Source organism: Citrobacter sp. C6_1, from assembly GCF_014596835.2.
In the GTDB taxonomy this organism is placed as follows: domain Bacteria; phylum Pseudomonadota; class Gammaproteobacteria; order Enterobacterales; family Enterobacteriaceae; genus Citrobacter; species Citrobacter pasteurii.
In genome coordinates this window covers 2635906-2658302 of sequence record NZ_CP115031.1, presented here as the reverse complement: position 1 = coordinate 2658302, position 22397 = coordinate 2635906, and the positions used below count along the sequence as shown (strand labels likewise).

Below are 22397 nucleotides of genomic sequence, written 5' to 3'. Positions count from 1 at the left end.
TAGCCGCATCCGGCATGATGCGCAGAGTTGTCTTAGCGTTTAGCCACACGAATAGTCTGCGCGAGGCGAGATGGTTTTTCTTCGGTGGTTTTCTGCGGAGCGGTCGCGTAAGCCGTTTCTACACAAACAAACGTTTTGTAACCGTCATCCGGCATGTCGCCCATACTGACGGACAGCGCCGGGCCCGGGTTCCAGCCGACAACGTTCAGATGGTGGTGGTGCACGACATCGATATTGCGATTCAACGCATCATCATGAATCACGCTGCACGCTTCCGGATTCAGATAGACACGATCGGTACGATCCGGGAAGGTCTGGATACCATCGGCCAGCACATCTTCTTTGGCATCGTTCACTTTATCGATCAGACGGTCGCCAAGACCACTGACTTTCACTGCGGCAATATCACCCACGTTGAAGTAGGTATGCAGTGCGGAGGTGGTTTCAAACTCACCGTGGGCTTCCAGTTCGATTTCACAGGTAGCACCGACTTTAAAGCGGGCAAGCAGGGTAAAGTCGTGCGGCCATAGCTGACGCGTTTCAGCGTTGCTTTGCAGCTCAAACGTCAGAACCACGCCGTTGTCATCTTCGTTGTGTGCCTTCAGCGTCCAGGGCAGGTTACGGGCAAAACCATGCGAAGGCAGGCCCTGCTGGGCAGCTGGACCAAACCAAGGCCAGCAAATTGGTACTCCGCCCCGCAGCGCTACGCCGGTTTTAAACGGGGTATTGTTGCTTAACCACAGGACTTCCTCTTCACCATTTGGTTTCCAGGAAAGAAGATGTGCACCCTGCAGTGCGAAAGAAGCTTTAACCTGTGGGTGATCGACAACAATAACCTCCAGCTCATCAAGCTGGCGGCGGGAGAGGACAGGGGCAATTTGTTCGACTACCGGAAGTGCAAAAATTTTATTAATCATTACGCAATCCTTGGTATGTAAATATTTTGGTCATAAAAAAAGGCGACCGAAGTCGCCTTTTTGGATCAGATACTCATCTCAACTTATTTGGAGATGTGAGCAATCAGGTCCAGAACTTTGTTGGAGTAGCCGGTTTCGTTGTCGTACCAGGAAACCAGTTTCACGAAGTTGTCGTTCAGTGCGATACCTGCTTTAGCATCGAACACGGAAGTGCAAACTTCACCGTTGAAATCGGTAGATACAACGTCGTCTTCGGTGTAACCCAGAACGCCTTTCATCGGGCCTTCGGAAGCAGCTTTGATTGCTTTCTTAATTTCTTCATAAGAAGCAGCTTTTTCCAGACGAACGGTCAGGTCAACAACGGATACGTTCGGGGTCGGAACGCGGAACGCCATACCAGTCAGTTTGCCATTCAGTTCTGGCAGTACTTTACCTACAGCTTTAGCAGCACCGGTAGAGGACGGGATGATGTTCTGGGATGCGCCGCGGCCGCCGCGCCAGTCTTTGTGAGACGGGCCATCAACGGTTTTCTGAGTAGCGGTGGTCGCGTGAACAGTCGTCATCAGACCTTCGATGATGCCGAAGTTGTCGTTGATAACTTTAGCCAGCGGAGCCAGGCAGTTAGTGGTGCAGGAAGCGTTAGAAACGATGTCCTGACCTTCGTATTTGTCAAAGTTAGCGCCTTTAACAAACATCGGCGTGTTGTCTTTGGAAGGACCAGTCAGAACAACTTTTTTCGCGCCAGCAGTGATGTGCTTACGAGCGGTTTCATCTGTCAGGAACAGGCCAGTAGCTTCAGCTACTACGTCAACACCAACTTCGTCCCATTTCAGGTTAGCCGGATCACGTTCAGCGGTAACACGGATTTTTTTACCGTTTACGATCAGATGACCGTCTTTCACTTCAACGGTACCGTTGAAACGGCCGTGAGTGGAGTCATATTTCAGCATGTAAGCCATGTAGTCAGCGTCTAACAGGTCGTTGATTGCAACGATCTCGATGTCAGAACGTTCTTGAGCAGCACGGAAAACAATGCGACCGATACGGCCAAAACCGTTGATACCTACTTTGATAGTCATATATTCCACCAGCTATTTGTTAGTGAATAAAAGGTTGCCTGTAAAATTACAAAAACCTTACGCAGCGTCAAGCGGAATCGTGTCAATCATTGCGACAAATCAAACTGCTGCTTAAGCTTTGCGCAACTGACTCGCCTCACTCTTCCTTTGGGCTTGAAACCACATGGGGGCGGCGGCCCGAATTTTAAAGGGCAATCAAGATAAAAACGTGATATCGATCACGATTACTGGGCTGCCATTTCGCACGGATCAAGTTTAGAACAAAAGTTCGCACTACGGTGTTAATGTTTTGTTAGAATCTGTCTCGCGATGTGAGTTTAGATAAAGCGAGATGTGAGCAAATGGCTAAGCAACCTTCCCCAGAAGAACTGAAAAAAAATTTGTCCGAAATGCAGTTTTACGTGACACAAAATCATGGGACAGAACCGCCATTTACCGGGCGTTTGCTGCACAATAAGCGTGATGGCATCTACCATTGTCTGATCTGCGATAATCCCTTGTTTCGTTCAGAGACAAAATACGATTCTGGCTGCGGCTGGCCCAGCTTTTACGAGCCGGTGAGCGAAGAGGCTATCCGTTACATAAAAGATACGTCTCACGGCATGCAGCGCATTGAAATCCGCTGTGGAAACTGTGATGCGCATCTGGGACATGTCTTTCCGGATGGGCCTCAGCCCACAGGCGAGCGTTACTGCGTTAATTCAGCGTCATTGAACTTTACAGACGGCGAAAACGGTGAGCAAACGAAAGGCTGAAGAAACGATTCAGCTAATTATTCTACGGAGAGTGGATTTAACATGAATCTTGATGAGATGATCAACAGCATGACGCCGGAAGTTTATCAGCGCTTATCGACTGCCGTTGAACTGGGAAAATGGCCGGATGGCGTCGCGCTGACCGCAGAACAAAAAGAGAACAGTTTGCAACTGGTGATGTTATGGCAGGCACGTAACAACACGAATGCACAACACATGACTATTGATACCAACGGTGAGATGGTGATGAAGAGTAAGCAGCAACTAAAAGTGGAGTTTGGCATTACGCCCGAACCGATTGCGACGTTTAAATCCTGATTAACCTGGCCCGGCAAACATTGGTGTCGGGCCCGCAGTTGCTGTTATTTCTTGTTCATCATCGCTTTAAGGTCGGCAAACGGATTGTATTTCGCCTCGCCAACGTCTTTCTGCGCATCTTCCCCCGCCACTACGGTAGAACCATACTGATCCACCTCAGTGTATTTCGAATGCTCATGATCGTGGCAGTACAGGCACAACATCTCCCAGTTGCTACCATCTTCCGGGTTATTGGAATGGTCGTGATCAATATGGTGTACGGTTAATTCGCGCAGATTTGAGTACACAAACTCGCGGGAACAACGTCCACAGACCCAGGGAAAGAGCTTAAGCGCCTTTTCCCGATAACCGACTTCCAGACGGGCGTAATTTTTAGGGATGAAAGCCATACCAGCTCATGCCTCCAGTAGAAGATGAAAAGCTGCGCCAGAGAATGGCGCAGCGCAATGGGCTAATCATAACCTATTGTGGCAAGCGTTGGGATCAGTGTTTGATACCTAACGAATCGGCCAACTGCTTCGCCAACTGGTTTTTATCATCCGCACCATACTCCCAGAACATAGCGCCTCCCAGCCCCTTGCTCTTGATGTAGTCAGCCTTAATCGCTACCGAGCGCGGGTTTTCATAGGAGAGGGCAAAGAGTGCTTTTCCATCTGCAGACTGCACCGATAGCCACGGCACTTTTGCTTCATCATCCCAGTGCTGGCTAAAGCGCTTCTGCGGATCGTTGATCAACTTCGCCACAATATCGTTGTACTTCACATAGGTATCTTTGCTCAGATCGACGCCCAATGATTTGAACAATTCAATTTGCGCAGGCTCGAAATAGGGCTGAGTGGCTGGATTTTTCTGCGCGTCAGGTTTGCTCCAGTCAATGCCAGGTTCAACGGCGCGCTTCGGAACGCGTCCATAAAAACCGATGCCCAGGTTCATCTGACTCGCTTTTAGCCCAGCGGCGAGATAGTTGTTGACGACAAAATCGGCGCTGTACTTATCCGCCGCGGTGACCGTTGGCCATTGCGTCGAACCGTACAGATTCGAGTTGAAATACTGAGTACCGTAGGCCATGTCATAGGTCATCAGATTGATGTAATCGAGCGATGGCGCAATGGCTTTCACATCCACCCAACTTTTCGGACTTTCCGCATTCGCACCCACGGCGATGGTTAGCAGTTTTTTATGACCCAACGCGGCACGCAGTTCCGTTAACAGCGCGGTGAAGTTCGCGCGGTCGGCTGGTTGGCTTTCAACCAGTCCCCATGCGCCGTTGACCGGATATTCCCAGTCGAGGTCGATGCCATCCAGGCCATATTTCGCAATTATCTCCTGAGCAGACTGAATAAACACCGCGCGCGATTCTTTCGTTGCTGCAGCGCCGGAGAATCCGCGTGCGCCCCAGCCGCCGACGGAAAGCAGAACTTTGAGGTTCGGATTCTGTTTACGTAGCTGTGGAATTTTCAGCAAATCATCCTGTACTTTCTGTGAAAGCCAAATTTGATGGAGCTTGCTGACATCTTTTAAGGCGTCATTGGCCTCGTCTTTTTCATTGTTATAGACAAGGCCAAATGAGTAGTTGAGATGGGTTATCTGACGAACATCCAGTTTATTGATATCGCCGCCAGGACCGGCAGTGACGTCGCCACCGCCATTGAAGTAGCCAACAGACATCAGCGCACTGGCGGAAACAACGCTCGCGCAGAGCAGGGGTAATGCTGCCAACAAAGGCAAAAGTTTCATCGGTGTTCCTCTTTGACATTTAAACAAGCAGACACGCCACGGAAATGGCGTGGCGAAAAAACAGCACTTGCAGGTTAACAGTTTCATAACAGGAAAAATGCGAAGGGGTTCACGCCATGCTGGCGAAGCGGCAAAGCAGTTTGGGTCGGTGTTATCGGTTGGGGCATACACCACCAAATGGGGATGCGAGTCCCTTTTTTGGCCTACAGATTTGCATGAATGCGCGAATCTGTAGGCCGGATGAGGCGTTTTAAAGTTAGCGCTGGGTTTCCAGCCAGTCATCAAGTGTATACAGCGTTGCGCCTGCCGCTGCCATGTCCATAAAGGCGTTTGCACTGTCCTGGGGTTGAATATTGACGCCACGGCAGCCGTCGGTAATAACGCTGACGGTATAACCCAAATCGAGCGCATCCAGAACGGTAAATTTGACGCAATAATCAGTTGCCAGCCCCATGATGAGGAGGTCAGTAATATGATGTTGCTGAAGCCACGCATTCAGCGTAGTAGCCTGACGGCGACCGTTATCAAAAAACGCACTGTAACTGTCGACCAGCGGATTTTCGCCCTTGGTAAAGGTTTGAGTTATCGCTCGCTGGTTCAGCAGAGGATGCAGGGCGGCCCCATCACTGTGTTGTACGCAATGATCGGGCCAGAAGGTTTGCGCCAGGCCATCGAGGTGTCCCTGGCTGTAGGTCGCGACCTGATGCTGGCTGGCAAAGCTGCCGTGATGAGCCGGGTGCCAGTCCATGCTGGCAACGACGGTGTCACCGCGTAGGACATACCAGTCAATCAGACGGTTGGCAATATCGATTGTGCTGTCGCCTTGCGGAACGGCAAGCGCGCCACCGGCACAAAAGTCATTTTGTAAATCGACCAATAGTAAGGCTCGGGCCATGGGCATAAACTCCTTTATTCGTCCGGGGTGAGCTCGCCGCGCAGATTTTGCGTCATTGCTTCACGAATGGTCTGCGTATCCAGTCCCTGGCTCAGTAAATAGTGCAATTTGGTGAGTGTGGCTTCGACCGTCATATCCGCGCCGCCAATCACGCCAGCATGCGCCAGGGCATTCCCTGTCGCATAGCCACCCATGTTTACCTTGCCGGACATGCACTGGGTCAGGTTCACCACCACGATGCCACGCGAGCTCGCATCTTTAAGTTCTTGCAGAAACTCTTTATTTTGCGGCGCATTACCCACGCCGTAGGAACGCAAAATTAGCGCTTTTACCGGCTGGCGCAGGAAGTTACGCACCACGTCAGCGGAGATGCCGGGGTAAATGGTGACCACGCCGATCGGTTGCGGGGTAATGGGGTGAACAATCAGAGCGCCGGCGCCATGTGGCGCTGGCGGTGTCCCCAGGCGACGAATGTGGATCCCCGCTTCCAGCAGCGGCGCAAGGTTTGGTGAGGCAAAGGCGTCAAAACCATCGGCGTGCGCTTTAGTGGTACGATTGCCGCGAAACAGTCGATTGTTGAAAAACAGCGTCACTTCATTAATCGGGTAATTTGCCGCCACGTACAGCGCATTGAGCAGGTTGATTTGCCCGTCTGAGCGTAACTCGGCTAGCGGTATTTGTGACCCTGTCACAATTACGGGTTTGCCCAGATTTTCCAGCATAAAAGAGAGCGCCGAAGCCGTAAATGCCATGGTGTCGGTGCCGTGCAGAATAACAAAACCATCGTAATCGTCGTAGTGCGCTTTAATGTCTTCCGCAATATGCTGCCAGTCTTCCGGCGTCATATCGGAGGAATCCATCAGCGGGGCGTATTCATGGATGGTGAAGTCTGGCATCTCCGGACGGTGGAATTCAGGCATCAATGCCAGCTGGCGCTGCAGGTGACCGGAAACGGGAATATAACCCTGTTCTGAGCGCTGCATACCAATGGTACCGCCGGTATAGGCAACGTAAATCGATTTTTTCTGCATGACTTTTCTTCTGTCTCAAAGAAAACCCCTCTTCATCCCGAAGAGGGGTCAATAGTTAGCGAACGTTGGCGCAGGTCAGGCAAAACGCATAGCGGTTTTGCGGATCGTTGAATGCGGCCAGCTTATCGCTTTCGGCTTTTACTGCACTGGCCGCAGAGGCCAGCGGTGGTGGGAGCATGGCCTGAATGGCGTCAGGCAGCATGGCGCGAACGGAGCCTGACATGCTGTCCATCACCATATCAACGAATGTGGGTTCGTCCTGATAATACTCAATGTGCCACTGTTTCAGTTTTGCCAGTTCTGCAGCTTTCGCGACGGCATCATCGAAATCACCGAGGCTGTCTACCAGACCGTTGGCCTTCGCATCCTGCCCGGTCCAGACGTGGCCCTGCGCGATTTTGTCAATCTGCTCCGGTGTCGTCTTACGTGCATCCGCAACCAGCGTGATAAAGCGCTTGTAGCCGTTCTCAATGCTCAGTTGCATCATCTGCTGCACTTCCGGCGGTAACGCTTTGGTGATCGAGATATCCGCCAGTGGGGAGGTTGCTACGCCGTCAGTATGTACGCCGATAGAGTCCAGGCTGTTTTCAACGGTATTGATCACACCAAAGATGCCGATTGAACCGGTCAACGTGCTGGGGTTTGCCACAATGTAGCTGGCAGGCGTAGAGATCCAGTAACCCCCGGACGCCGCCATGCCGCCCATGGAGACAACAACCGGTTTACCCGCCGCTTTTGCCGCAGCCAGCTCAGAACGGATCACTTCCGAGGCGCTGACGCTGCCGCCTGGGCTATTCACGCGCAGGACAATGGCTTTCACTTTCGGATCAAGACGCGCTTCGCGGATTTGTGCGGCAGTGGTGTCGCCGCCCACATTCCCAGGGGTTTCTTCACCGTCCATAATCGCGCCATTGGCGAAGATAACGCCAATGCTGTCGCCGGTGTCAGCCGGGGTTTTCAGCGTGTAATCGTAGTAGCTGACAGAGCGGTAGTTTTTATCCGCTTTGCTCCAGCCAAACTGTTTGGTCAGCATTTTTTCAACTTCAGCGCTGGAGGCGAGTGCATCCACCAGTTTGTTGTCGAGGGCATATTTCGCGGTATCACCATCGACTTTCATCAAACCGTCCAGCATGGCCTGCGCGCCTGGGAACACCTGTTGCGCAGGAATTTGGCGGTTGGCGGCGACCGTGTCGAGATAGTTCTGCCACAGTTCGCCGATCCAGCGGCTGTCGGCTTCACGCGCGGCAGGAGACATATCATCGCGGATAAATGGCTCTACGGCAGACTTATAGGTACCGACGCGGAACACGTGCGTGGAAACTTTCAGCTTGTCGAGCAGGGATTTGTAGTACAGGCCGTTGGTGGCAAAGCCGTGCAGATCAACGGAACCTTGCGGAGAGAGGTAAATTTTGTTGGCAAAACTGGCGAGATAATACTGCCCCTGGCTGAAGTTATCGCCCACGGCAAAGACCGGTTTACCGCTGTCGCGGAACTCGCGTAGCGCTTTGCCGATATACTGCATGGACGGCTGATCGGCTCCGGCAAAGTTTTTCAGATCCATCACGATGCCCGTGATGTTGCGGTCATCTTTCGCCTGGCGAATGGTATTCACGATATCAAACAGGGAGTTTTCCTGCAGACGATCGGAACTGGCGCCAAACAGCTGACGACCAATCACGCTTAAGCGACTGGTGCTCGAGGGCTTATCAACAATCACGCCTGAGATATCCAGCAGCAGTGCGCCTCGCTCAGCATGTTCACTGGTGTTGCTGCTACTGACCTGCATCCAGATGCCCACGCCAACCAGTACCAAAAAGATGAAGAACAGGTTAAGCACAAATTCACGGACAAAATTGAGTAATCGCCATGTCCATTTAAAAAATCCGGCAATAAATCGCCACAGGGTTCGCATGTATTCTCCCTACCGATTAACAACACGCCACCCGAAATTCCGGAGAAAGGCGTTAAGATGAGGCTATCGTAATGACCCGACAGGCACTTGTCAGCAGGAATCGCCGCCTGTGCTGTAACAAAATCCGCTCACGTGTTAATTTTGTGAACAAATTTCATTGTTGGAGTTAAGCAAATGGATGCACTCGAATTACTTATCACCCGTCGCAGCGCCTCTCGTCTTGTCGAACCGGCCCCGGCAGGAGAGCAACTGCAAAATATTCTGCGCGCCGGTATGCGTGCGCCAGACCACAAATCGCTACAACCGTGGCAATTTTTTGTGATTGAAGGTGAAGGGCGCGAACGTTTTAGCGCCGTACTTGAGAAAGGCGCGATTGCCGCAGGTAGCGATGAAAAAGCTCAGGAAAAAGCGCGCAGCGCACCGTTTCGCGCGCCGTTGATTATTACCGTGGTGGCGAAATGTGAAGAAAGCGACAAGGTCCCAATGTGGGAACAAGAAATGTCTGCCGGTTGTGCCGTAATGGCCATGCAGATGGCGGCAGTTGCCCAGGGCTTTGGCGGTATCTGGCGCAGCGGCGCATTAACCGAAAGTACGGTCGTACGCGACGCGTTTGACTGTCGCCCACAGGATAAAATCGTCGGATTTCTCTATCTGGGCACACCGCAGCTCAAAGCCTCCACGACGATTAACCTTGCCGATCCGAGCGCATTCGTCCGTTATTTCTGATAACAACGGCAAAACTGTCTGGATTATGAGCAAAGAGACCCGAATTCAGACAGTCACTCTTACCACATCATGGAATGAGCGCTACCATATCCGCATTGCAATGACAGGAGATGTCCATGAGCAAGCAAGCTATTCGTTTAACGCAATACAGCCACGGAGCCGGTTGCGGTTGTAAAATTTCCCCCAAAGTACTGGAAACCATCCTGCACAGTGAGCAGGCGAAGTTTGTTGATCCGAACTTACTGGTGGGTAATGAAACCCGCGATGACGCGGCGGTATACGATCTGGGGAACGGCACCAGCGTAATCAGCACCACCGATTTCTTTATGCCGATTGTCGATAATCCGTTTGATTTTGGGCGTATTGCCGCCACTAACGCCATCAGCGATATTTTCGCCATGGGCGGCAAACCGATTATGGCAATTGCTATTCTTGGCTGGCCGCTTGATAAGCTGGCGCCGGAAATCGCCCGCGAAGTCACCGAAGGTGGGCGCTTTGCCTGTCGTCAGGCGGGTATCGCGCTGGCGGGTGGTCACTCTATTGATGCCCCTGAGCCTATCTTTGGTCTTGCGGTAACCGGCGTCGTGCCGACCGAACGTGTGAAGAAAAACAGTACCGCCGAGGCGGGATGCAAACTGTTCCTGACCAAGCCGCTGGGGATTGGCGTTCTGACGACAGCAGAGAAAAAATCGCTGCTGAAGGACGAACACAAAGGACTGGCGACGGAAGTGATGTGCCAGATGAACATTGCCGGCGCGGCATTCGCCGATATCGACGGCGTGAAAGCCATGACCGACGTTACCGGTTTTGGTCTGCTGGGGCATCTGAGTGAGATGTGTCAGGGTGCCGGCATTCAGGCGCAGATCGTCTACCAGGATATTCCTAAGCTTCCCGGTGTTGAAGAGTACATTGCACAGGGCGCAGTGCCGGGTGGCACCCAGCGTAACTTTGCCAGCTACGGACACCTGATGGGTGAAATGCCGCAGTCGGTACGCGATCTGCTCTGCGATCCGCAAACCTCCGGCGGTCTGCTGCTGGCGGTAACGCCGGAAGCTGAGGCTGAAGTGAAAGCGGCTGCGGCGCAGTTTGGCATCGAGCTCACCGCGATTGGTGAGTTAGTGGAAGCTCGTGGCGGTCGCGCCATGGTTGAGATCCGTTAACTCGATGCGGTTGTTTATTGCCGAAAAACCGAGTCTGGCGCGCGCTATTGCCGATGTGCTGCCGAAGCCGCATCGCAAAGGTGACGGCTTTATTGAATGCGGAAACGGACAAGTGGTGACCTGGTGTATTGGTCACTTGCTTGAGCAGGCGCAGCCAGACGCCTACGACAGTCGTTATGCTCGCTGGAGTCTGGTCGATCTGCCGATTGTCCCGGAAAAGTGGCAACTGCAGCCGCGTCCCTCGGTGACCAAACAGCTCAACGTCATTAAGCGCTTTTTGCATGAGGCCAGTGAAGTCATTCACGCCGGTGACCCCGATCGTGAGGGGCAACTGCTGGTGGATGAAGTGCTGGATTACCTACAACTGGCGCCTGAAAAGCGTCAGCAGGTGCAACGCTGCCTGATTAACGACCTCAACCCGCAGGCCGTGGAGCGGGCTATTGAGCGTCTGCGCGCCAACAGTGAATTTATTCCGCTGTGCGTCTCGGCGTTGGCGCGGGCGCGTGCCGACTGGCTGTACGGCATCAATATGACGCGCGCTTACACCATTCTTGGGCGTAATGCGGGCTATCAGGGCGTACTTTCGGTCGGGCGTGTACAGACGCCAGTGCTCGGCCTAGTGGTGCGTCGCGATGAAGAGATTGAAAACTTTGTCGCCAAAGACTTCTTTGAGGTAAAGGCGCATATCGTGACGCCAACTGATGAGCGTTTTACCGCTATCTGGCAGCCGAGCGAAGCGTGTGAGCCGTACCAGGATGAAGAAGGGCGCTTGCTGAATCGTACGCTGGCTGAACACGTGGTAAACCGCATTAACGGTCAGCCGGCGATAGTCACCAGCTATAACGATAAACGGGAATCAGAATCCGCGCCGCTGCCGTTTTCGCTATCGGCGTTGCAGATTGAAGCGGCGAAACGCTTTGGCTTAAGCGCACAAAACGTTCTGGATATCTGCCAGAAGCTGTATGAAACCCACAAATTGATTACCTATCCGCGTTCGGATAGCCGTTATCTCCCGGAAGAACACTTTGCCGGACGTCACGCGGTGTTGAACGCGATTAGCGTCCATGCGCCGGATCTGCTCCCGCAACCGGCGGTCAATCCCGATACGCGAAACCGCTGTTGGGACGATAAAAAAGTGGATGCGCACCATGCCATCATTCCTACCGCGCGCAGTTCATCCATCAACCTGAATGATAACGAAGCGAAAATCTACAACCTGATTGCCCGTCAGTATCTGATGCAATTTTGCGCGGATGCGGTATTCAGGAAGTGCGTTATTGAGCTGGACATCGCCAAAGGCAAGTTTGTCGCCAAAGCGCGTTTTCTGGCGGAAGCCGGATGGCGCACGCTGCTTGGCAACAAAGAGCGTGACGAAGATAACGACGGGACGCCGTTGCCGGTGGTGGCAAAAGATGACGAGCTGCTGTGCGAAAAAGGCGAAGTGGTTGAACGTCAGACCCAACCGCCACGACACTTTACCGATGCCACGCTGCTGTCAGCAATGACCGGGATTGCGCGTTTTGTGCAAGATAAAGATCTGAAAAAGATCCTGCGCGCAACGGATGGCCTGGGAACGGAAGCGACGCGCGCCGGGATTATCGAGCTGCTGTTTAAACGCGGATTTCTGGTGAAAAAAGGGCGTTATATCCATTCCACCGATGCCGGAAAAGCGCTGTTTCACTCACTGCCTGAAATGGCGACGCGTCCGGATATGACCGCGCACTGGGAATCTATCCTGACCCAAATCAGTGAAAAGCAGTGTCGTTATCAGGATTTCATGCAGCCGCTGGTGGGAACGCTATATCAGCTTATCGATCAGGCGCGCAGCACGCCGGTACGACGCTTCCGTGGCATTGCCGCTCCGGGCGGTAGTAGTGGTGAGAAGAAAAAGGGCGCGCCGCGTAAACGTACGGCGAAAAAAAGCCCGCCATCCGAAGAGGCAGGCATGTAGTTTGTAGGCCTGATAAGCGTAGCGCCATCAGGCTTTGCCGGATAAGGCACGTGTGCCGCATCCGGCGTACGGGATGAATTAAATTACACCCTGGCCCAGCATCGCGTCGGCAACTTTCACAAAGCCCGCGATGTTGGCGCCGCGCACATAGTTGGTTTGTTTGCTTTCACCGCCGTACTCGACGCAGGCATGGTGAATATCCAGCATGATGTGGTGCAGACGCGCATCCACTTTCTCCGCTTTCCAGCCCAGACGCGCGGCATTCTGCGCCATTTCCAGACCTGATGTGGCGACACCACCCGCGTTAGCGGCTTTGCCTGGCGCAAAAAGTACGCCCGCTTCGAGGAACAGGTCGGTGGCTTCGATGGTCGTTGGCATGTTCGCGCCTTCAGCCACGGCCTTGACGCCGTTGGCGATAAGCATTTGCGCGGCTTCCACATCGAGTTCGTTCTGCGTGGCACACGGCAGGGCGATATCAACCGGAACAGACCAGGGTTGTTTACCTTCCAGATAAGTCAGACCAAACTCACGGGCGTAATCCGCCACGCGACCGTCGCGGCTGTCTTTAATCGCGCACAGACGCGCCAGTTTTTCTTTGGTAAATCCACTTTCATCAACCACGGTACCGCTGGAATCGGAGGCGGTAACCACCCGCGCACCAAACTCCATTGCCTTCTCAATCGCGAATTGTGCAACGTTACCGGAGCCAGAAACCGCTACGCGCATCCCTTCAAAGCCCAGACCATGGCGTTTGAGCATCGCTTCGGTGAAATACACCAGACCGTAGCCGGTTGCTTCCGGGCGAATCAGGCTGCCACCGAAAGAAAGGCCTTTTCCGGTGAAGACGCAGGCGCTGTTATTGGAGAGTTTTTTCATCATCCCGGCCATAAAGCCGACCTCACGACCGCCCACGCCGATATCACCCGCAGGAACGTCGGTATCGGGCCCTAAATGGCGGAACAGTTCCGTCATCAGCGCCTGACAAAAACGCATGATTTCGCCTTCGCTTTTCCCTTTCGGATCAAAGTCGCTGCCGCCTTTACCACCGCCCATAGGCAGCGTGGTGAGTGCGTTTTTAAAGGTCTGCTCGAAGCCGAGGAACTTCAGGATCGACAGGTTCACGGAAGGGTGGAAACGCATGCCGCCTTTGTACGGGCCAATCGCGGAGCTGAACTGTACGCGCCACGCACGGTTAACCTGTACCTGATTGCGATCGTCGAGCCAGACCACGCGGAACTGGATCACGCGCTCGGGTTCAACCAGACGCTCCAGCAAGGACATTTGACGATAGCGCGGGTTTTGCTCAAGAAACGGCCACAGTGTCGTCATTACCTCACGAACGGCTTGCGCGAACTCGGTCTGATTCGGGTCGCGCTTTTGTACATGGTTGAGAAACGACTCCAGAGAACATGTCTGATCCATAGATATAAGAACCTCTTATGTATTGATATGGTTATATTTTTGATATTTGTGTTAAGTGTTTTGCAGTTTTTGACTATACCATCAGCAGTGTGACGAGACGCAAGAAAAAATTAATCCCGCTAAGTAAATTAATATCGCGGCGTTGCTCATAACCAAAAACGATGATGGAGGAACTAAAGTTTCTGCCGGTTTATACCGTTATACTGAGCATAGATGTCAGTTAAAAAGGAAAGAATATGCGCCGTTTAATCATGGCAGGTGCGTTGGTGATGTTATCCAACGGGGTACTGGCAAATCAGCTTTATCGTCCGGATGTGCAAGTGAATGTGCCGCCGGAAGTGTTCAGCTCCAGCGGTCAGCGGGCGCAACCCTGTAGTCAGTGCTGCATTTATCAGGATCAAAACTATTCAGAAGGAGCGGTGGTGAAAGCCGATGGCGTGCTGCTACAGTGCCAGCGCGATGAGAAAACGATCAGCACAAATCCGCTGGTCTGGCGTCGCGTAAAAGAATAAACGCTTCCAGTAGTGGGATATCGGCAGGCACCAGCGGATAACGCAGCGCCTCTTCGGGTGAGCACCAGACCAAATCCTGATGCTCATGGGCGTAAAGACAGCCCTGATAAGCCGGCACGTGCCAGGCATGCAGATGTATCAATCGGCCTGACACTTCACGTTGATGACTGGCGATATAATTCCCAACGATAGCCTCGATACCCAATTCCTCACGTAATTCACGGACCAGCGCCTGTGGTTGGTTCTCTCCAGGTTCAACCTTACCACCAGCAAATTCCCACATGCCTGATTGATCCGCATGCTGCGGACGTTGAGCCAGCAAAATTTTGCCATCACGTTCAATAATAGCGGCGACCACGTCGAGGGTTTTCATTATATTCATCAAGATCTAACGACAGAAAATGACATACTATCGTTATCTTTGTTTTATCTAAAGTATTCAGGAGCAACCGTTGAACGATCCTCAGTCGTGGGTAAAACCGTTAACGCGTATCCCTTCCAGTTTAAAACCGCTTGTTGCTACGCAGAAAAAGCATTATGGCGATGTGCTGCATCCCACGCGCTGGTGGGGTCGGATGCCATTTCTGTTCTGGCTGGTAGCGCTGTTTGTTGGCTTCCTGGAGCGTAAAAGGGCGCGTTTAACGCCGGTGATGCGTGCTCTGTTGATGACCCGCGTTTCTCAGGTGTGCCATTGCGCCTTTTGCGTGGATGCCAATAGCTTACGTCTGGCTGAACGCTGTGGCGCACTGGATAAAGTATTGCAGGTTGCCGCCTGGCAAGAATCGACGCTGTTCAGTGAGGAAGAACGTGTGGCGCTGGCCTATGCGGATGCAGTCACCGCCACGCCTCCACAGGTTGACGCTGCGCTGAAAGCGCAGATGAAGCAGCATTTTACCGAGGACGCCATTACTGAAATGACCGCGTTGATTGCGTTTCAAAATCTCTCGGCGCGTTTTAATGCCGCTCTCGATATTCCCTCCCAGGGGTTGTGCGACAGCCTTAAAGGACGCCCGCATGCTTGACCGTCATCTTCATCCGCGATTGAAACCACTTTTGCATCGCTGCGTGGGCATTATTGATAAGCCTGCGATTACCCCGGACGGGCTTACGCTGGTCGGTTTTGCCATTGGCGTGTTGGCCTTGCCATTTCTGGCGTTAGGCTGGTATCTGGCGGCGCTGGCGGCCATTGTGATTAATCGACTGTTTGATGGACTGGACGGTGCGCTGGCGCGGCGCAGGGGGCTTACTGATGCTGGCGGGTTTCTCGATATCTCGCTCGACTTTCTTTTTTACGCCTTAGTACCGTTTGGTTTTATTCTGGCCGCACCGGAGCTGAATGCGCTGGCCGGGAGCTGGCTGTTGTTTGCCTTTATCGGAACGGGGAGCAGTTTTCTCGCCTTTGCCGCGCTGGCGGCGAAACATCAAATTGATAACCCGGGCTACGCGCATAAATCGTTTTATTATCTGGGGGGGCTGACCGAAGGTACCGAGACGATTTTGTTGTTTGTGTTGGGGTGTCTGTTTCCGGAATATTTTGCCGTGATGGCGTGGGTCTTTGGCGCGCTGTGCTGGATGACGACATTTAACCGGATCTGGAGCGGATACCTGACACTGAAAGCGGTTCAGCGTCAGGCGTAGCGTATTGCGTTGCCGGATTGCGCTTATCCGGCAATAATGACAGCCTTACTTACTGGCTTCTGGACCCCGTTCACCGCTGGCGACCGGGTTTTTTGGATTGCTGCTCCACTCATACCAGCCGCCGTCGTAGACGGAGACGTTTTCCCAGCCCATTGCGCGGGCGTACATAAAGGTTTCTGAGGCGCGCCAGCCGGTACCGCAATAGAAAGAGACCTGCTGATTCGGCAGAATGTTCCATTGCTTCCACATGGCGGCGATGTCATCCGCGCTGCGCATCGTGCCATCCGGATTATGGAAATCTTCCATGTGGGTGGAGTCACTTCCTGCATGGCCCCAACGAGCGCCAGCGATTTCACCTTTTGGCTTAATGTAGCTATAGCCGCTGGTGGTACCGACAAATTCCGGCCATGAACGAATGCTCACTAAAGACGCATCCTGGCGATGCAGCAGGCCGCGAGCCTGTTCCATATCCAGCATCAGTTGCGGCTGGGCAGGAATGGTCACGCCGAAATCAGGTTCTGGTTTCACCGATGGCGCAGTGCCTCGTTCAACCGGTAAACCTGCGTCGGACCAGGTTTGCCAGCCACCGTCGAGCAGGCGAACATCTTTTACGCCTGCATACAACATAATTTGCGCCACGCGCGCGGCGGCATAGACATCGCGGCCATATAAAATCACCGTGGTGTCATGGCGGATGCCATGTTTCGCCAGCATCGCTTTGAGCTGCGCATCGGACACTTTGTTCCACAGCGGTTCGCTTTCCACTTCGTTGGTATCAATGTAGCCCGCACCTGGGATGTGGCTCAGCAGATACAACTTCGGCGCGCCCCAGGCGGCCTCAATCACTTTCCAGTCACCCGCCGGCTTAGCGGTTACGTTTTTACCCTGCTGCAGGTCGTGTAGCCACTGCGGGTACACCAGCTGTTCGAAGTGCGGCAGACGTTGCAGGCGGGCAGGGTTCTGTAGCGCATCGCTAAGGGTCGAAATATGGTTAAAACCCACTTTTTGCAGGCGGGCTTTGACGGCTTTTACATCGCTGTCGTTGCCATACAGTGCCACTGGCGCATCGGTTTTTAACTGATGTGCCTGAACCCAGGCGGTAAGTTGTTCATCGTTCATCTTGTCGAGCCAGGCGGCAGACAGATTTAGTGCGGAGGGCTCGTGCCCGGAAGGGCCATTGAGCGACTGAGGCCAGCCGTTATAAAAAGCGCTCTGACGGGTATCGATTGCCGCACCTTGCTTTTGCTGTAACTGGTCGAGGGTGAGCGTCTGTGCTGTTTCAGCAGCCCAGGAAGAAGCGCAAGCGAGCCCTAAAGCCAGTGCCAGCGCGGTCATTTGAGAAACACGTTTCATCGAATAGCCCGACGTTGAAAAAAAGAGGACGACATTTTGTGCCGCCAGTTAAGTAAAATCCTTGCGTTAACGCAGCATAACGCCACATTCACGCCCAGGAATTCATTTGAACTACCCGGCCTGCCGGGGGGACGTCTTGCGTATCGTGGGTGACTTGTACCACAGGGATCCCCAACTTCCGCACTTCGGTGAAAACCCACTGGCGGAAGGTATCCCGCAGTGACGCATCCAGGCGACTGAAGGGTTCATCCAGCAGCAAAGCCTGCGGTTGTGCCAGCAAGGCGCGAAGCAGGGCGATGCGTGAGCGTTGCCCCCCGGACAGCGATGCCGGGTCGCGATGATAAAAGCCTGACAGGTCCGCGCGCTCAAGGGCATGTTCCACTTCATCGCGTCTCGCCGTGCCTTTCAGGTCAGCGGGAAGCGCCAGCGATAAATTTTGCCCAACACTGAAATGATCAAACAGCAGGGCATCCTGGAACAGAATACCAATCTGGCGCTGCGCGGTAGGTAATGTGTCAATGCGCCGTTCGTTGAGCCATAGTTGACCGGATGCACGAAATTGAGCGGAGAGCGCACCAATCATCCACGAAAAGAGTGAAGACTTGCCGCTTCCCGAAGGCCCCATAATAGTGACAATGTCACCTTTATTGACCTGAAGGTTGACGCCCGTCAGCAGGGGAGTTGAACCCTGGTACAGGGAAACATCTTGCACTATGAGCATTAGCGGAGTCCTTGTCGAAAGCGGCCAATCCAGGCGGAAAGCGAGGCTGCGAGTGCGAAAACAACCAACGGTAACAGCAATTGCCATAGCGCCTGTGCCGCCAGAATAGCGGTGCTGCCACCGCTGCTTAATGCTACGGCTTCGGTCGTGAGTGTGGGATAACGACCTGCGCCTAACCATAATGTTGGCATGTACTGGGCAATACTGACCGAAAATCCTACCGCGAAGGCAATCAGTGCCGGGCGCAGAATCAATGGGCATTTTATCTGCCAGAAGATACGGGTTTGTGTCCAACCCAGCGTTTGCGCAATCACAATAAGGCGCGAGTCAATACGCTGCCAGGCAGGTTTAAGCACAAACAGCATCCACGGTGTTACCCACAATAAATGCCCCCAGACCACCGTGATGAACAGGCCATCCTGTTCAGCCTTTAGCGCTAGTGTATATTGCCCGGTGACCAGCGGTAACGCAGGTAAAATAATGGGCAACCAGACCCAACGATGTCCGGTTTGCGGCCCCCATTCCAGCCATATCAATAGTGTGACCAGTGCAAGTGTACTGGCCAGAACCCCCATTTGCAGGCTGTTGAACAGCGCATCTCTGTTCAGCGATGAGTATTCCGCCATCAGGAGCAGAACAACTGCGCACACAACGCCGCTGATGGGCAGAAGTTGTATCAGCGATCGTCCGGCTGTACAGGATGAGAGCTGCAGGCGTACACCACTGATTGTCGGAATTGTGCGTCGCCAACCGCGCCAGAGCAGATAGCCCACCAGCGCAAAAATGACCAGTAACAGCACCAGCAGCAAACTGGCGAGCGCGCCTTTTGTCGGCTGGTCGGCGTCGCCCTGGCTTAACCATTGCCAGCTCAACACAGCAAGTGTTGGCGGGTTGCCGGGGCCAAGGACGATCGCGACATCCACGACGGAGAGCGACCACGCGACAATCGCCAGCATAACTTTCCCTAGCGCTGGCGCGATAGAGGGCAGTACCAACCAGTTCAGACACTGCAACCGGCTGTAACCCAGAGAGTCCAGCACGATGACCTGTTGCGACAACTGCTTTTCACTCAATAAAGCGGAAAGGATCCAGAGCAAAAAAGCGCTTTCTTTCACCGCCAATGTGATGCCCAGACCCACACCGTAGTGGTCCAACAGTGGGCTGAGAAACGGCAATATACGGTAGAGCATGCCGCCCTCGGCGAAAAGTAACAGTGTGCTGGTGGCAAAAGCAACGTGCGGAACCGCCAGTAGCCAAGGGAGGCGAGTACAAAGCCGTGCCCATCTGGCGCCGGGCCAGAATGCAAGGACGGTCAGCAGGGCGATACTGAGCGCGCCAGTGGCTGCCAGCGTGACAGAAACCAACGTCGCCAGTAACGCTTGCAGAAGTTGGGGATCGGCAAACAGCGCCAGCCAGTGTGCAATGGAAAGCGCGGGTACAATTAGCGTAAAAGCCGCAGGGACCAGCGGCAAATAGATTGCCGCCATGAAGGCCCAGAGCAGCAGAATTAATGCGTACCGTAACGGCGTAGCCATTCTTGTTCCAGTGCATTTACCCAGGCTGCGTGTGGCTCAGGCAGTACAGCGGGGAGTCCCTTCGGGATACGAGCCAGTAGCGCTTCCCGCTGTTCGACAGGTAATTTTTGTGGATCAAGCACCGAAGGATCTCCCCAGACGCTCGGGTCAGCTTTGCGCAGTTGCGCTTCAGGTGAGAGCAGGAAGTTTGCCACGACTTTCGCCCCGGCACTGGCACGCGCATTAGCGGGAAGGGTGACAAAATGCACATTGCCCAGCATGCCCTGAGAGAAGCCAAAACTATAGCTATTTTTTGGTAACTCGCCGCGGGCGATTTTTTGCTGTGCATGCGCGGGGTTAAAGGTTAACGATATCCGCAGCGTGCCGCTATTCAGCAGGGCGTCCATCCGGGCAGGCGTAGGGGGAAAGTCTTTCCCTTCGCGCCACAGTACGGGATGTAATGCATCAAGATACTGCCACAATGGGGCAGTCACCTCGGCGAACGTGGCTGTATCGGGAGCGTTTTTCAGTGCTTGTGGTTTAGCGGTGAGCGTAATCAGCAACTGTTCGAGAAAAGCGGTACCGGTAAAGTCGGGTGGGCGTGGATAGGTTACCGTGCCGGGATGCGCTCGCGCAAATTCCAGCAGTGCCTGCGCAGAGCGAGGGGGGTGTTCAGTGATATCCCGATTGGCGATAAAGGTTAACTGCGCGCCACCCCACGGAGATTCGGCGCCCTCTGTTGGAATGGCGAAGTCTTCAGTCACCGGTTGTTGGGTATCCACGTAGCGCCAGTTGGGCAAGATTTGCGCCCACTGCGTTTGCAGCAGGCCAGCGTCTTTCAGCGTGCGAAAATTCTCGCCATTGACCCACAGGAGATCAACCGAACCGCCAGCTTTACGCCCTGATGCCGCTTCGGTCTGGATGCGTTTTACCGCGTCGGCGGCATCCGCCAGACGGACAATTTTCAGGTTAATGGCGTAGTGTGTTTTCATCTCGGCGCTAACCCAGTCGAGATACTGATTAACGGCGTTATCGCCTCCCCAGGCGTTAAACCACACCGTCTGACCCCGGGCATCGTTTTTGATTTGCTGCCAGTTATCGCTCTGCGCAAAGGCCGCCAGCGGAGAGAGCAGCAAACCCAGGCACAATAAACAGTAACGCATAGTATCTCCAGTCGTTTATGGAGGCTTCAGGAATGCTTCCTGTGCCGCTCAAGATAAAGGCCTCTTGCCACTGAAATCACTACACTCAGGGCAAACAGAATAAACAACCCGGTCACGAACCAATATGTGCCGCCGGTCAGCAGGCTACCCGCCCATGAGTAAACGATAGTGGCAGGCAACTGGCCAATACCGGTGGCGATGAAAAAATGACGAAAGCGGATGGACGTCAGGCCGGCGGCGTAACTGACCGGATCGAATGGAACGAAAGGTAACAGGCGGCAGACCAGAATGGTGTGCTTGCCATAGCGCTCGAAAAAAGCGTCCATATTTTTCAGCACCGTTTTACCGGTTAATCTTTCCACCGCGCCGCGACCCAAAACGCGGGCAATAAAAAAGCAGAGTGCTGCACCCGCCATCGCACTGGTCCAGGAGAGAACTCCTCCCCAGAATGCGCCGAACAATGAGGCATTCGCAAAGGTGATCAGGAAGGCGGGAAGCGGAGCGATGATCGCCTGTAAGATCATCAGGAAGAATGATACGACCGCGGCCTGAGGCCCCCAGGAACGAATGAAATTTTCAAGAGCATGCTGATCAAGCGTGGTAAACGCAGCCAGGCTCTGCGTGAGAAAGTCTCTCACATCGGGCAGCCATGCCCATGCCATCAACGCGACTACCAACAGGGCAATGAACCCAGCCCGGCAACACTTTCTGAACTGCGTTTTATTCAGCGTTCTCATTTACCGGCAAGCTCTCGATCTGCAGAGGGGTCGACATGTTTATATCGGGCCCAGGCTTTTGCCGCCTGCACGAGGGCAAACAAGGCAATGCCTGCAATACTGAGTTTAACGATAAACGTCCAGGTGATGCCTTCGCTGGCGAGTTCGTGTGACATCAGCGTATAGATAAAGATACCTGGTAACGTGGTAATAGCTGAAATCAGAGTAAATGACCAGAACGGAATGGCAGTCAGTCCGTAAGCATAGTTTTGAATATTATAAGGAAACAGTGGAACGAGGCGGGTCAGGATCAGAAAGTCGATACCGCTATGGGCAATCCCTTTTTCGATCGCCTGAAATGTCGCCGTATGCCCGACGTGTTTCAGTAGTAATTCCCGCCCAAGCCAACGTGCCAGTAAAAATGACAATGCCGAGGAAACGGTTGCTGCCAGTAAAGAGATGAGCGTGCCAACCAGTGGGCCGAAAAGGATACCGCCGACAATCACCAGAATGCTGCCGGGTATCAGGCACAGCGCCGCAACGATAAATAGCAGAATATAAAGCGCGTAGCCGAACAGCCCGCTTTGGCGGATGACATCTTGCAAATGATGGAGATTGGTTATCAGGTCAGACAGACCAAAATAGTGGAAAACCCCAGCTAGGACGCAGAATAGCATTGCCACAATCAGCAGTCGGTATTCTGCCTTATGCGAACTTCTTTTGCATGGGGGCCTCCTGTAAATCCGTGGGCAATGATGCGTTTTCACCAGCGAAAAGTGCGCGCGAAGATATATTAAAATCCCGGTCGCAACAATGTATTACCGTCGCTTTATTGATTTTGCACAGAATATACTGACTCTCCAGGCGAGGCCCGGAG

Annotated in this window: 23 protein-coding genes; 8 read left to right on the top strand and 15 right to left on the bottom strand. The window is 53.5% G+C overall.

Annotation, left to right across the window (positions count from 1 at the left end):
• Window positions 1-32: 32 nt before the first annotated feature.
• Together IB196_RS12975 and gapA are read right to left on the bottom strand one after the other, a co-directional pair.
• Window positions 33-917, bottom strand: a complete 885-nt coding sequence (locus IB196_RS12975; protein WP_188232107.1) for a D-hexose-6-phosphate mutarotase — start codon at window positions 915-917, stop codon at window positions 33-35.
• 83 nt (window positions 918-1000) lie between these two features.
• Complete coding sequence (gene gapA / locus IB196_RS12970) at window positions 1001-1996, bottom strand: glyceraldehyde-3-phosphate dehydrogenase (protein WP_003030697.1); 996 nt, start codon at window positions 1994-1996, stop codon at window positions 1001-1003.
• A gap of 341 nt (window positions 1997-2337) precedes the next feature.
• On the opposite strand from gapA, the gene msrB reads away from it, so the two are divergent.
• The gene (msrB, locus tag IB196_RS12965; RefSeq protein WP_040233651.1) at window positions 2338-2751 is read left to right on the top strand and encodes a peptide-methionine (R)-S-oxide reductase MsrB; all 414 of its coding nucleotides are present in this window, start codon (window positions 2338-2340) and stop codon (window positions 2749-2751) included.
• Window positions 2752-2793: 42 nt separating this feature from the next.
• Window positions 2794-3069 carry a YeaC family protein gene (locus IB196_RS12960; RefSeq protein ID WP_005121124.1) on the top strand — a complete coding sequence of 92 codons (276 nt, stop codon included), beginning with the start codon at window positions 2794-2796 and terminating at the stop codon, window positions 3067-3069.
• 44 nt (window positions 3070-3113) lie between these two features.
• Here the strand turns inward: IB196_RS12960 and yajD are convergent, their stop codons facing one another.
• The 5 genes from yajD to sppA all read right to left on the bottom strand — a co-directional run bounded on the left by yajD (window position 3114) and on the right by sppA (window position 8644).
• Window positions 3114-3458: an HNH nuclease YajD gene (gene yajD, locus IB196_RS12955; RefSeq protein WP_003030690.1), complete on the bottom strand. Its 345-nt coding sequence runs from the start codon at window positions 3456-3458 to the stop codon at window positions 3114-3116.
• A gap of 94 nt (window positions 3459-3552) precedes the next feature.
• Window positions 3553-4806 (bottom strand): glycoside hydrolase family 18 protein, encoded by a 1254-nt coding sequence (locus tag IB196_RS12950; RefSeq protein ID WP_149691636.1) that lies wholly within the window; start codon window positions 4804-4806, stop codon window positions 3553-3555.
• A gap of 256 nt (window positions 4807-5062) precedes the next feature.
• Window positions 5063-5707 carry a bifunctional nicotinamidase/pyrazinamidase gene (gene pncA / locus IB196_RS12945; protein ID WP_188092825.1) on the bottom strand — a complete coding sequence of 215 codons (645 nt, stop codon included), beginning with the start codon at window positions 5705-5707 and terminating at the stop codon, window positions 5063-5065.
• 8 nt (window positions 5708-5715) lie between these two features.
• Window positions 5716-6732: an asparaginase gene (ansA, locus tag IB196_RS12940; protein ID WP_005121120.1), complete on the bottom strand. Its 1017-nt coding sequence runs from the start codon at window positions 6730-6732 to the stop codon at window positions 5716-5718.
• Between the two features lie 55 nt (window positions 6733-6787).
• Window positions 6788-8644 (bottom strand): signal peptide peptidase SppA, encoded by a 1857-nt coding sequence (sppA, locus tag IB196_RS12935; protein ID WP_149691634.1) that lies wholly within the window; start codon window positions 8642-8644, stop codon window positions 6788-6790.
• Window positions 8645-8818: 174 nt separating this feature from the next.
• Here sppA and IB196_RS12930 point away from each other — a divergent pair, with 174 nt between their 5' ends.
• The 3 genes from IB196_RS12930 to IB196_RS12920 all read left to right on the top strand — a co-directional run bounded on the left by IB196_RS12930 (window position 8819) and on the right by IB196_RS12920 (window position 12481).
• On the top strand, window positions 8819-9370 hold the full coding sequence (locus IB196_RS12930) for an NAD(P)H nitroreductase (protein WP_005121118.1): 552 nt from the start codon (window positions 8819-8821) through the stop codon (window positions 9368-9370).
• Window positions 9371-9486: 116 nt separating this feature from the next.
• Complete coding sequence (gene selD / locus IB196_RS12925; protein WP_149691633.1) at window positions 9487-10530, top strand: selenide, water dikinase SelD; 1044 nt, start codon at window positions 9487-9489, stop codon at window positions 10528-10530.
• A 4-nt stretch (window positions 10531-10534) separates the two neighbouring features.
• On the top strand, window positions 10535-12481 hold the full coding sequence (locus tag IB196_RS12920) for a DNA topoisomerase III (RefSeq protein WP_155021241.1): 1947 nt from the start codon (window positions 10535-10537) through the stop codon (window positions 12479-12481).
• Window positions 12482-12559: 78 nt separating this feature from the next.
• Here IB196_RS12920 and gdhA read toward each other — a convergent pair whose 3' ends face one another.
• Complete coding sequence (gdhA, locus tag IB196_RS12915) at window positions 12560-13903, bottom strand: NADP-specific glutamate dehydrogenase (RefSeq protein ID WP_040233659.1); 1344 nt, start codon at window positions 13901-13903, stop codon at window positions 12560-12562.
• A 236-nt stretch (window positions 13904-14139) separates the two neighbouring features.
• Between gdhA and IB196_RS12910 the strand changes: the two genes are divergently transcribed.
• Window positions 14140-14415 (top strand): YnjH family protein, encoded by a 276-nt coding sequence (locus IB196_RS12910; RefSeq protein ID WP_005120823.1) that lies wholly within the window; start codon window positions 14140-14142, stop codon window positions 14413-14415.
• Here the strand turns inward: IB196_RS12910 and IB196_RS12905 are convergent.
• On the bottom strand, window positions 14375-14788 hold the full coding sequence (locus IB196_RS12905; RefSeq protein WP_188232108.1) for a pyrimidine (deoxy)nucleoside triphosphate diphosphatase: 414 nt from the start codon (window positions 14786-14788) through the stop codon (window positions 14375-14377). The genes IB196_RS12910 and IB196_RS12905 overlap by 41 nt on opposite strands.
• Before the next feature lie 79 nt (window positions 14789-14867).
• On the opposite strand from IB196_RS12905, the gene IB196_RS12900 reads away from it, so the two are divergent.
• A complete protein-coding gene (locus IB196_RS12900; RefSeq protein ID WP_188232109.1) occupies window positions 14868-15437 on the top strand; it encodes a carboxymuconolactone decarboxylase family protein in 570 nt (189 codons plus the stop codon).
• A complete protein-coding gene (locus tag IB196_RS12895; protein WP_040233664.1) occupies window positions 15430-16053 on the top strand; it encodes a CDP-alcohol phosphatidyltransferase family protein in 624 nt (207 codons plus the stop codon). Before IB196_RS12900 ends, IB196_RS12895 begins: the two co-directional genes overlap by 8 nt.
• Window positions 16054-16098: 45 nt before the next feature.
• Here IB196_RS12895 and IB196_RS12890 read toward each other — a convergent pair whose 3' ends face one another.
• From IB196_RS12890 to IB196_RS12865, 6 genes are all read right to left on the bottom strand, one after another.
• On the bottom strand, window positions 16099-17406 hold the full coding sequence (locus IB196_RS12890) for a sulfurtransferase (protein ID WP_155020971.1): 1308 nt from the start codon (window positions 17404-17406) through the stop codon (window positions 16099-16101).
• 88 nt (window positions 17407-17494) lie between these two features.
• Complete coding sequence (locus tag IB196_RS12885) at window positions 17495-18127, bottom strand: ATP-binding cassette domain-containing protein (RefSeq protein WP_040233668.1); 633 nt, start codon at window positions 18125-18127, stop codon at window positions 17495-17497.
• Window positions 18127-19662 (bottom strand): thiamine ABC transporter permease, encoded by a 1536-nt coding sequence (locus tag IB196_RS12880; protein ID WP_155020972.1) that lies wholly within the window; start codon window positions 19660-19662, stop codon window positions 18127-18129. Before IB196_RS12880 ends, IB196_RS12885 begins: the two co-directional genes overlap by 1 nt.
• Window positions 19635-20804, bottom strand: a complete 1170-nt coding sequence (locus tag IB196_RS12875; RefSeq protein WP_149691630.1) for an ABC transporter substrate-binding protein — start codon at window positions 20802-20804, stop codon at window positions 19635-19637. The genes IB196_RS12880 and IB196_RS12875 overlap by 28 nt, the downstream gene beginning before the upstream one ends.
• Window positions 20805-20830: 26 nt before the next feature.
• A complete protein-coding gene (locus IB196_RS12870; RefSeq protein WP_223236944.1) occupies window positions 20831-21466 on the bottom strand; it encodes a TVP38/TMEM64 family protein in 636 nt (211 codons plus the stop codon).
• A 71-nt stretch (window positions 21467-21537) separates the two neighbouring features.
• Window positions 21538-22197: a TVP38/TMEM64 family protein gene (locus tag IB196_RS12865; protein WP_005120812.1), complete on the bottom strand. Its 660-nt coding sequence runs from the start codon at window positions 22195-22197 to the stop codon at window positions 21538-21540.
• Window positions 22198-22397 lie beyond the last annotated feature (200 nt).

Excerpts from the sequence above, each read along its gene's own strand:
- IB196_RS12880 (WP_155020972.1), bottom strand. The coding sequence starts at position 19,662 with ATGGCTACGCCGTTACGGTACGCATTAATTCTGCTGCTCTGGGCCTTC.
- IB196_RS12930 (WP_005121118.1), top strand. The coding sequence starts at position 8,819 with ATGGATGCACTCGAATTACTTATCACCCGTCGCAGCGCCTCTCGTCTT.
- IB196_RS12905 (WP_188232108.1), bottom strand. The coding sequence starts at position 14,788 with ATGAAAACCCTCGACGTGGTCGCCGCTATTATTGAACGTGATGGCAAA.
- IB196_RS12870 (WP_223236944.1), bottom strand. The coding sequence starts at position 21,466 with ATGGCATGGGCATGGCTGCCCGATGTGAGAGACTTTCTCACGCAGAGC.
- IB196_RS12960 (WP_005121124.1), top strand. The coding sequence starts at position 2,794 with ATGAATCTTGATGAGATGATCAACAGCATGACGCCGGAAGTTTATCAG.
- gapA (WP_003030697.1), bottom strand. The coding sequence starts at position 1,996 with ATGACTATCAAAGTAGGTATCAACGGTTTTGGCCGTATCGGTCGCATT.
- IB196_RS12885 (WP_040233668.1), bottom strand. The coding sequence starts at position 18,127 with ATGCTCATAGTGCAAGATGTTTCCCTGTACCAGGGTTCAACTCCCCTG.
- gdhA (WP_040233659.1), bottom strand. The coding sequence starts at position 13,903 with ATGGATCAGACATGTTCTCTGGAGTCGTTTCTCAACCATGTACAAAAG.
- msrB (WP_040233651.1), top strand. The coding sequence starts at position 2,338 with ATGGCTAAGCAACCTTCCCCAGAAGAACTGAAAAAAAATTTGTCCGAA.
- sppA (WP_149691634.1), bottom strand. The coding sequence starts at position 8,644 with ATGCGAACCCTGTGGCGATTTATTGCCGGATTTTTTAAATGGACATGG.
- ansA (WP_005121120.1), bottom strand. The coding sequence starts at position 6,732 with ATGCAGAAAAAATCGATTTACGTTGCCTATACCGGCGGTACCATTGGT.
- pncA (WP_188092825.1), bottom strand. The coding sequence starts at position 5,707 with ATGCCCATGGCCCGAGCCTTACTATTGGTCGATTTACAAAATGACTTT.
- IB196_RS12920 (WP_155021241.1), top strand. The coding sequence starts at position 10,535 with ATGCGGTTGTTTATTGCCGAAAAACCGAGTCTGGCGCGCGCTATTGCC.
- IB196_RS12975 (WP_188232107.1), bottom strand. The coding sequence starts at position 917 with ATGATTAATAAAATTTTTGCACTTCCGGTAGTCGAACAAATTGCCCCT.
- yajD (WP_003030690.1), bottom strand. The coding sequence starts at position 3,458 with ATGGCTTTCATCCCTAAAAATTACGCCCGTCTGGAAGTCGGTTATCGG.
- IB196_RS12890 (WP_155020971.1), bottom strand. The coding sequence starts at position 17,406 with ATGAAACGTGTTTCTCAAATGACCGCGCTGGCACTGGCTTTAGGGCTC.
- selD (WP_149691633.1), top strand. The coding sequence starts at position 9,487 with ATGAGCAAGCAAGCTATTCGTTTAACGCAATACAGCCACGGAGCCGGT.
- IB196_RS12950 (WP_149691636.1), bottom strand. The coding sequence starts at position 4,806 with ATGAAACTTTTGCCTTTGTTGGCAGCATTACCCCTGCTCTGCGCGAGC.
- IB196_RS12910 (WP_005120823.1), top strand. The coding sequence starts at position 14,140 with ATGCGCCGTTTAATCATGGCAGGTGCGTTGGTGATGTTATCCAACGGG.
- IB196_RS12875 (WP_149691630.1), bottom strand. The coding sequence starts at position 20,804 with ATGCGTTACTGTTTATTGTGCCTGGGTTTGCTGCTCTCTCCGCTGGCG.
- IB196_RS12895 (WP_040233664.1), top strand. The coding sequence starts at position 15,430 with ATGCTTGACCGTCATCTTCATCCGCGATTGAAACCACTTTTGCATCGC.
- IB196_RS12865 (WP_005120812.1), bottom strand. The coding sequence starts at position 22,197 with ATGCTATTCTGCGTCCTAGCTGGGGTTTTCCACTATTTTGGTCTGTCT.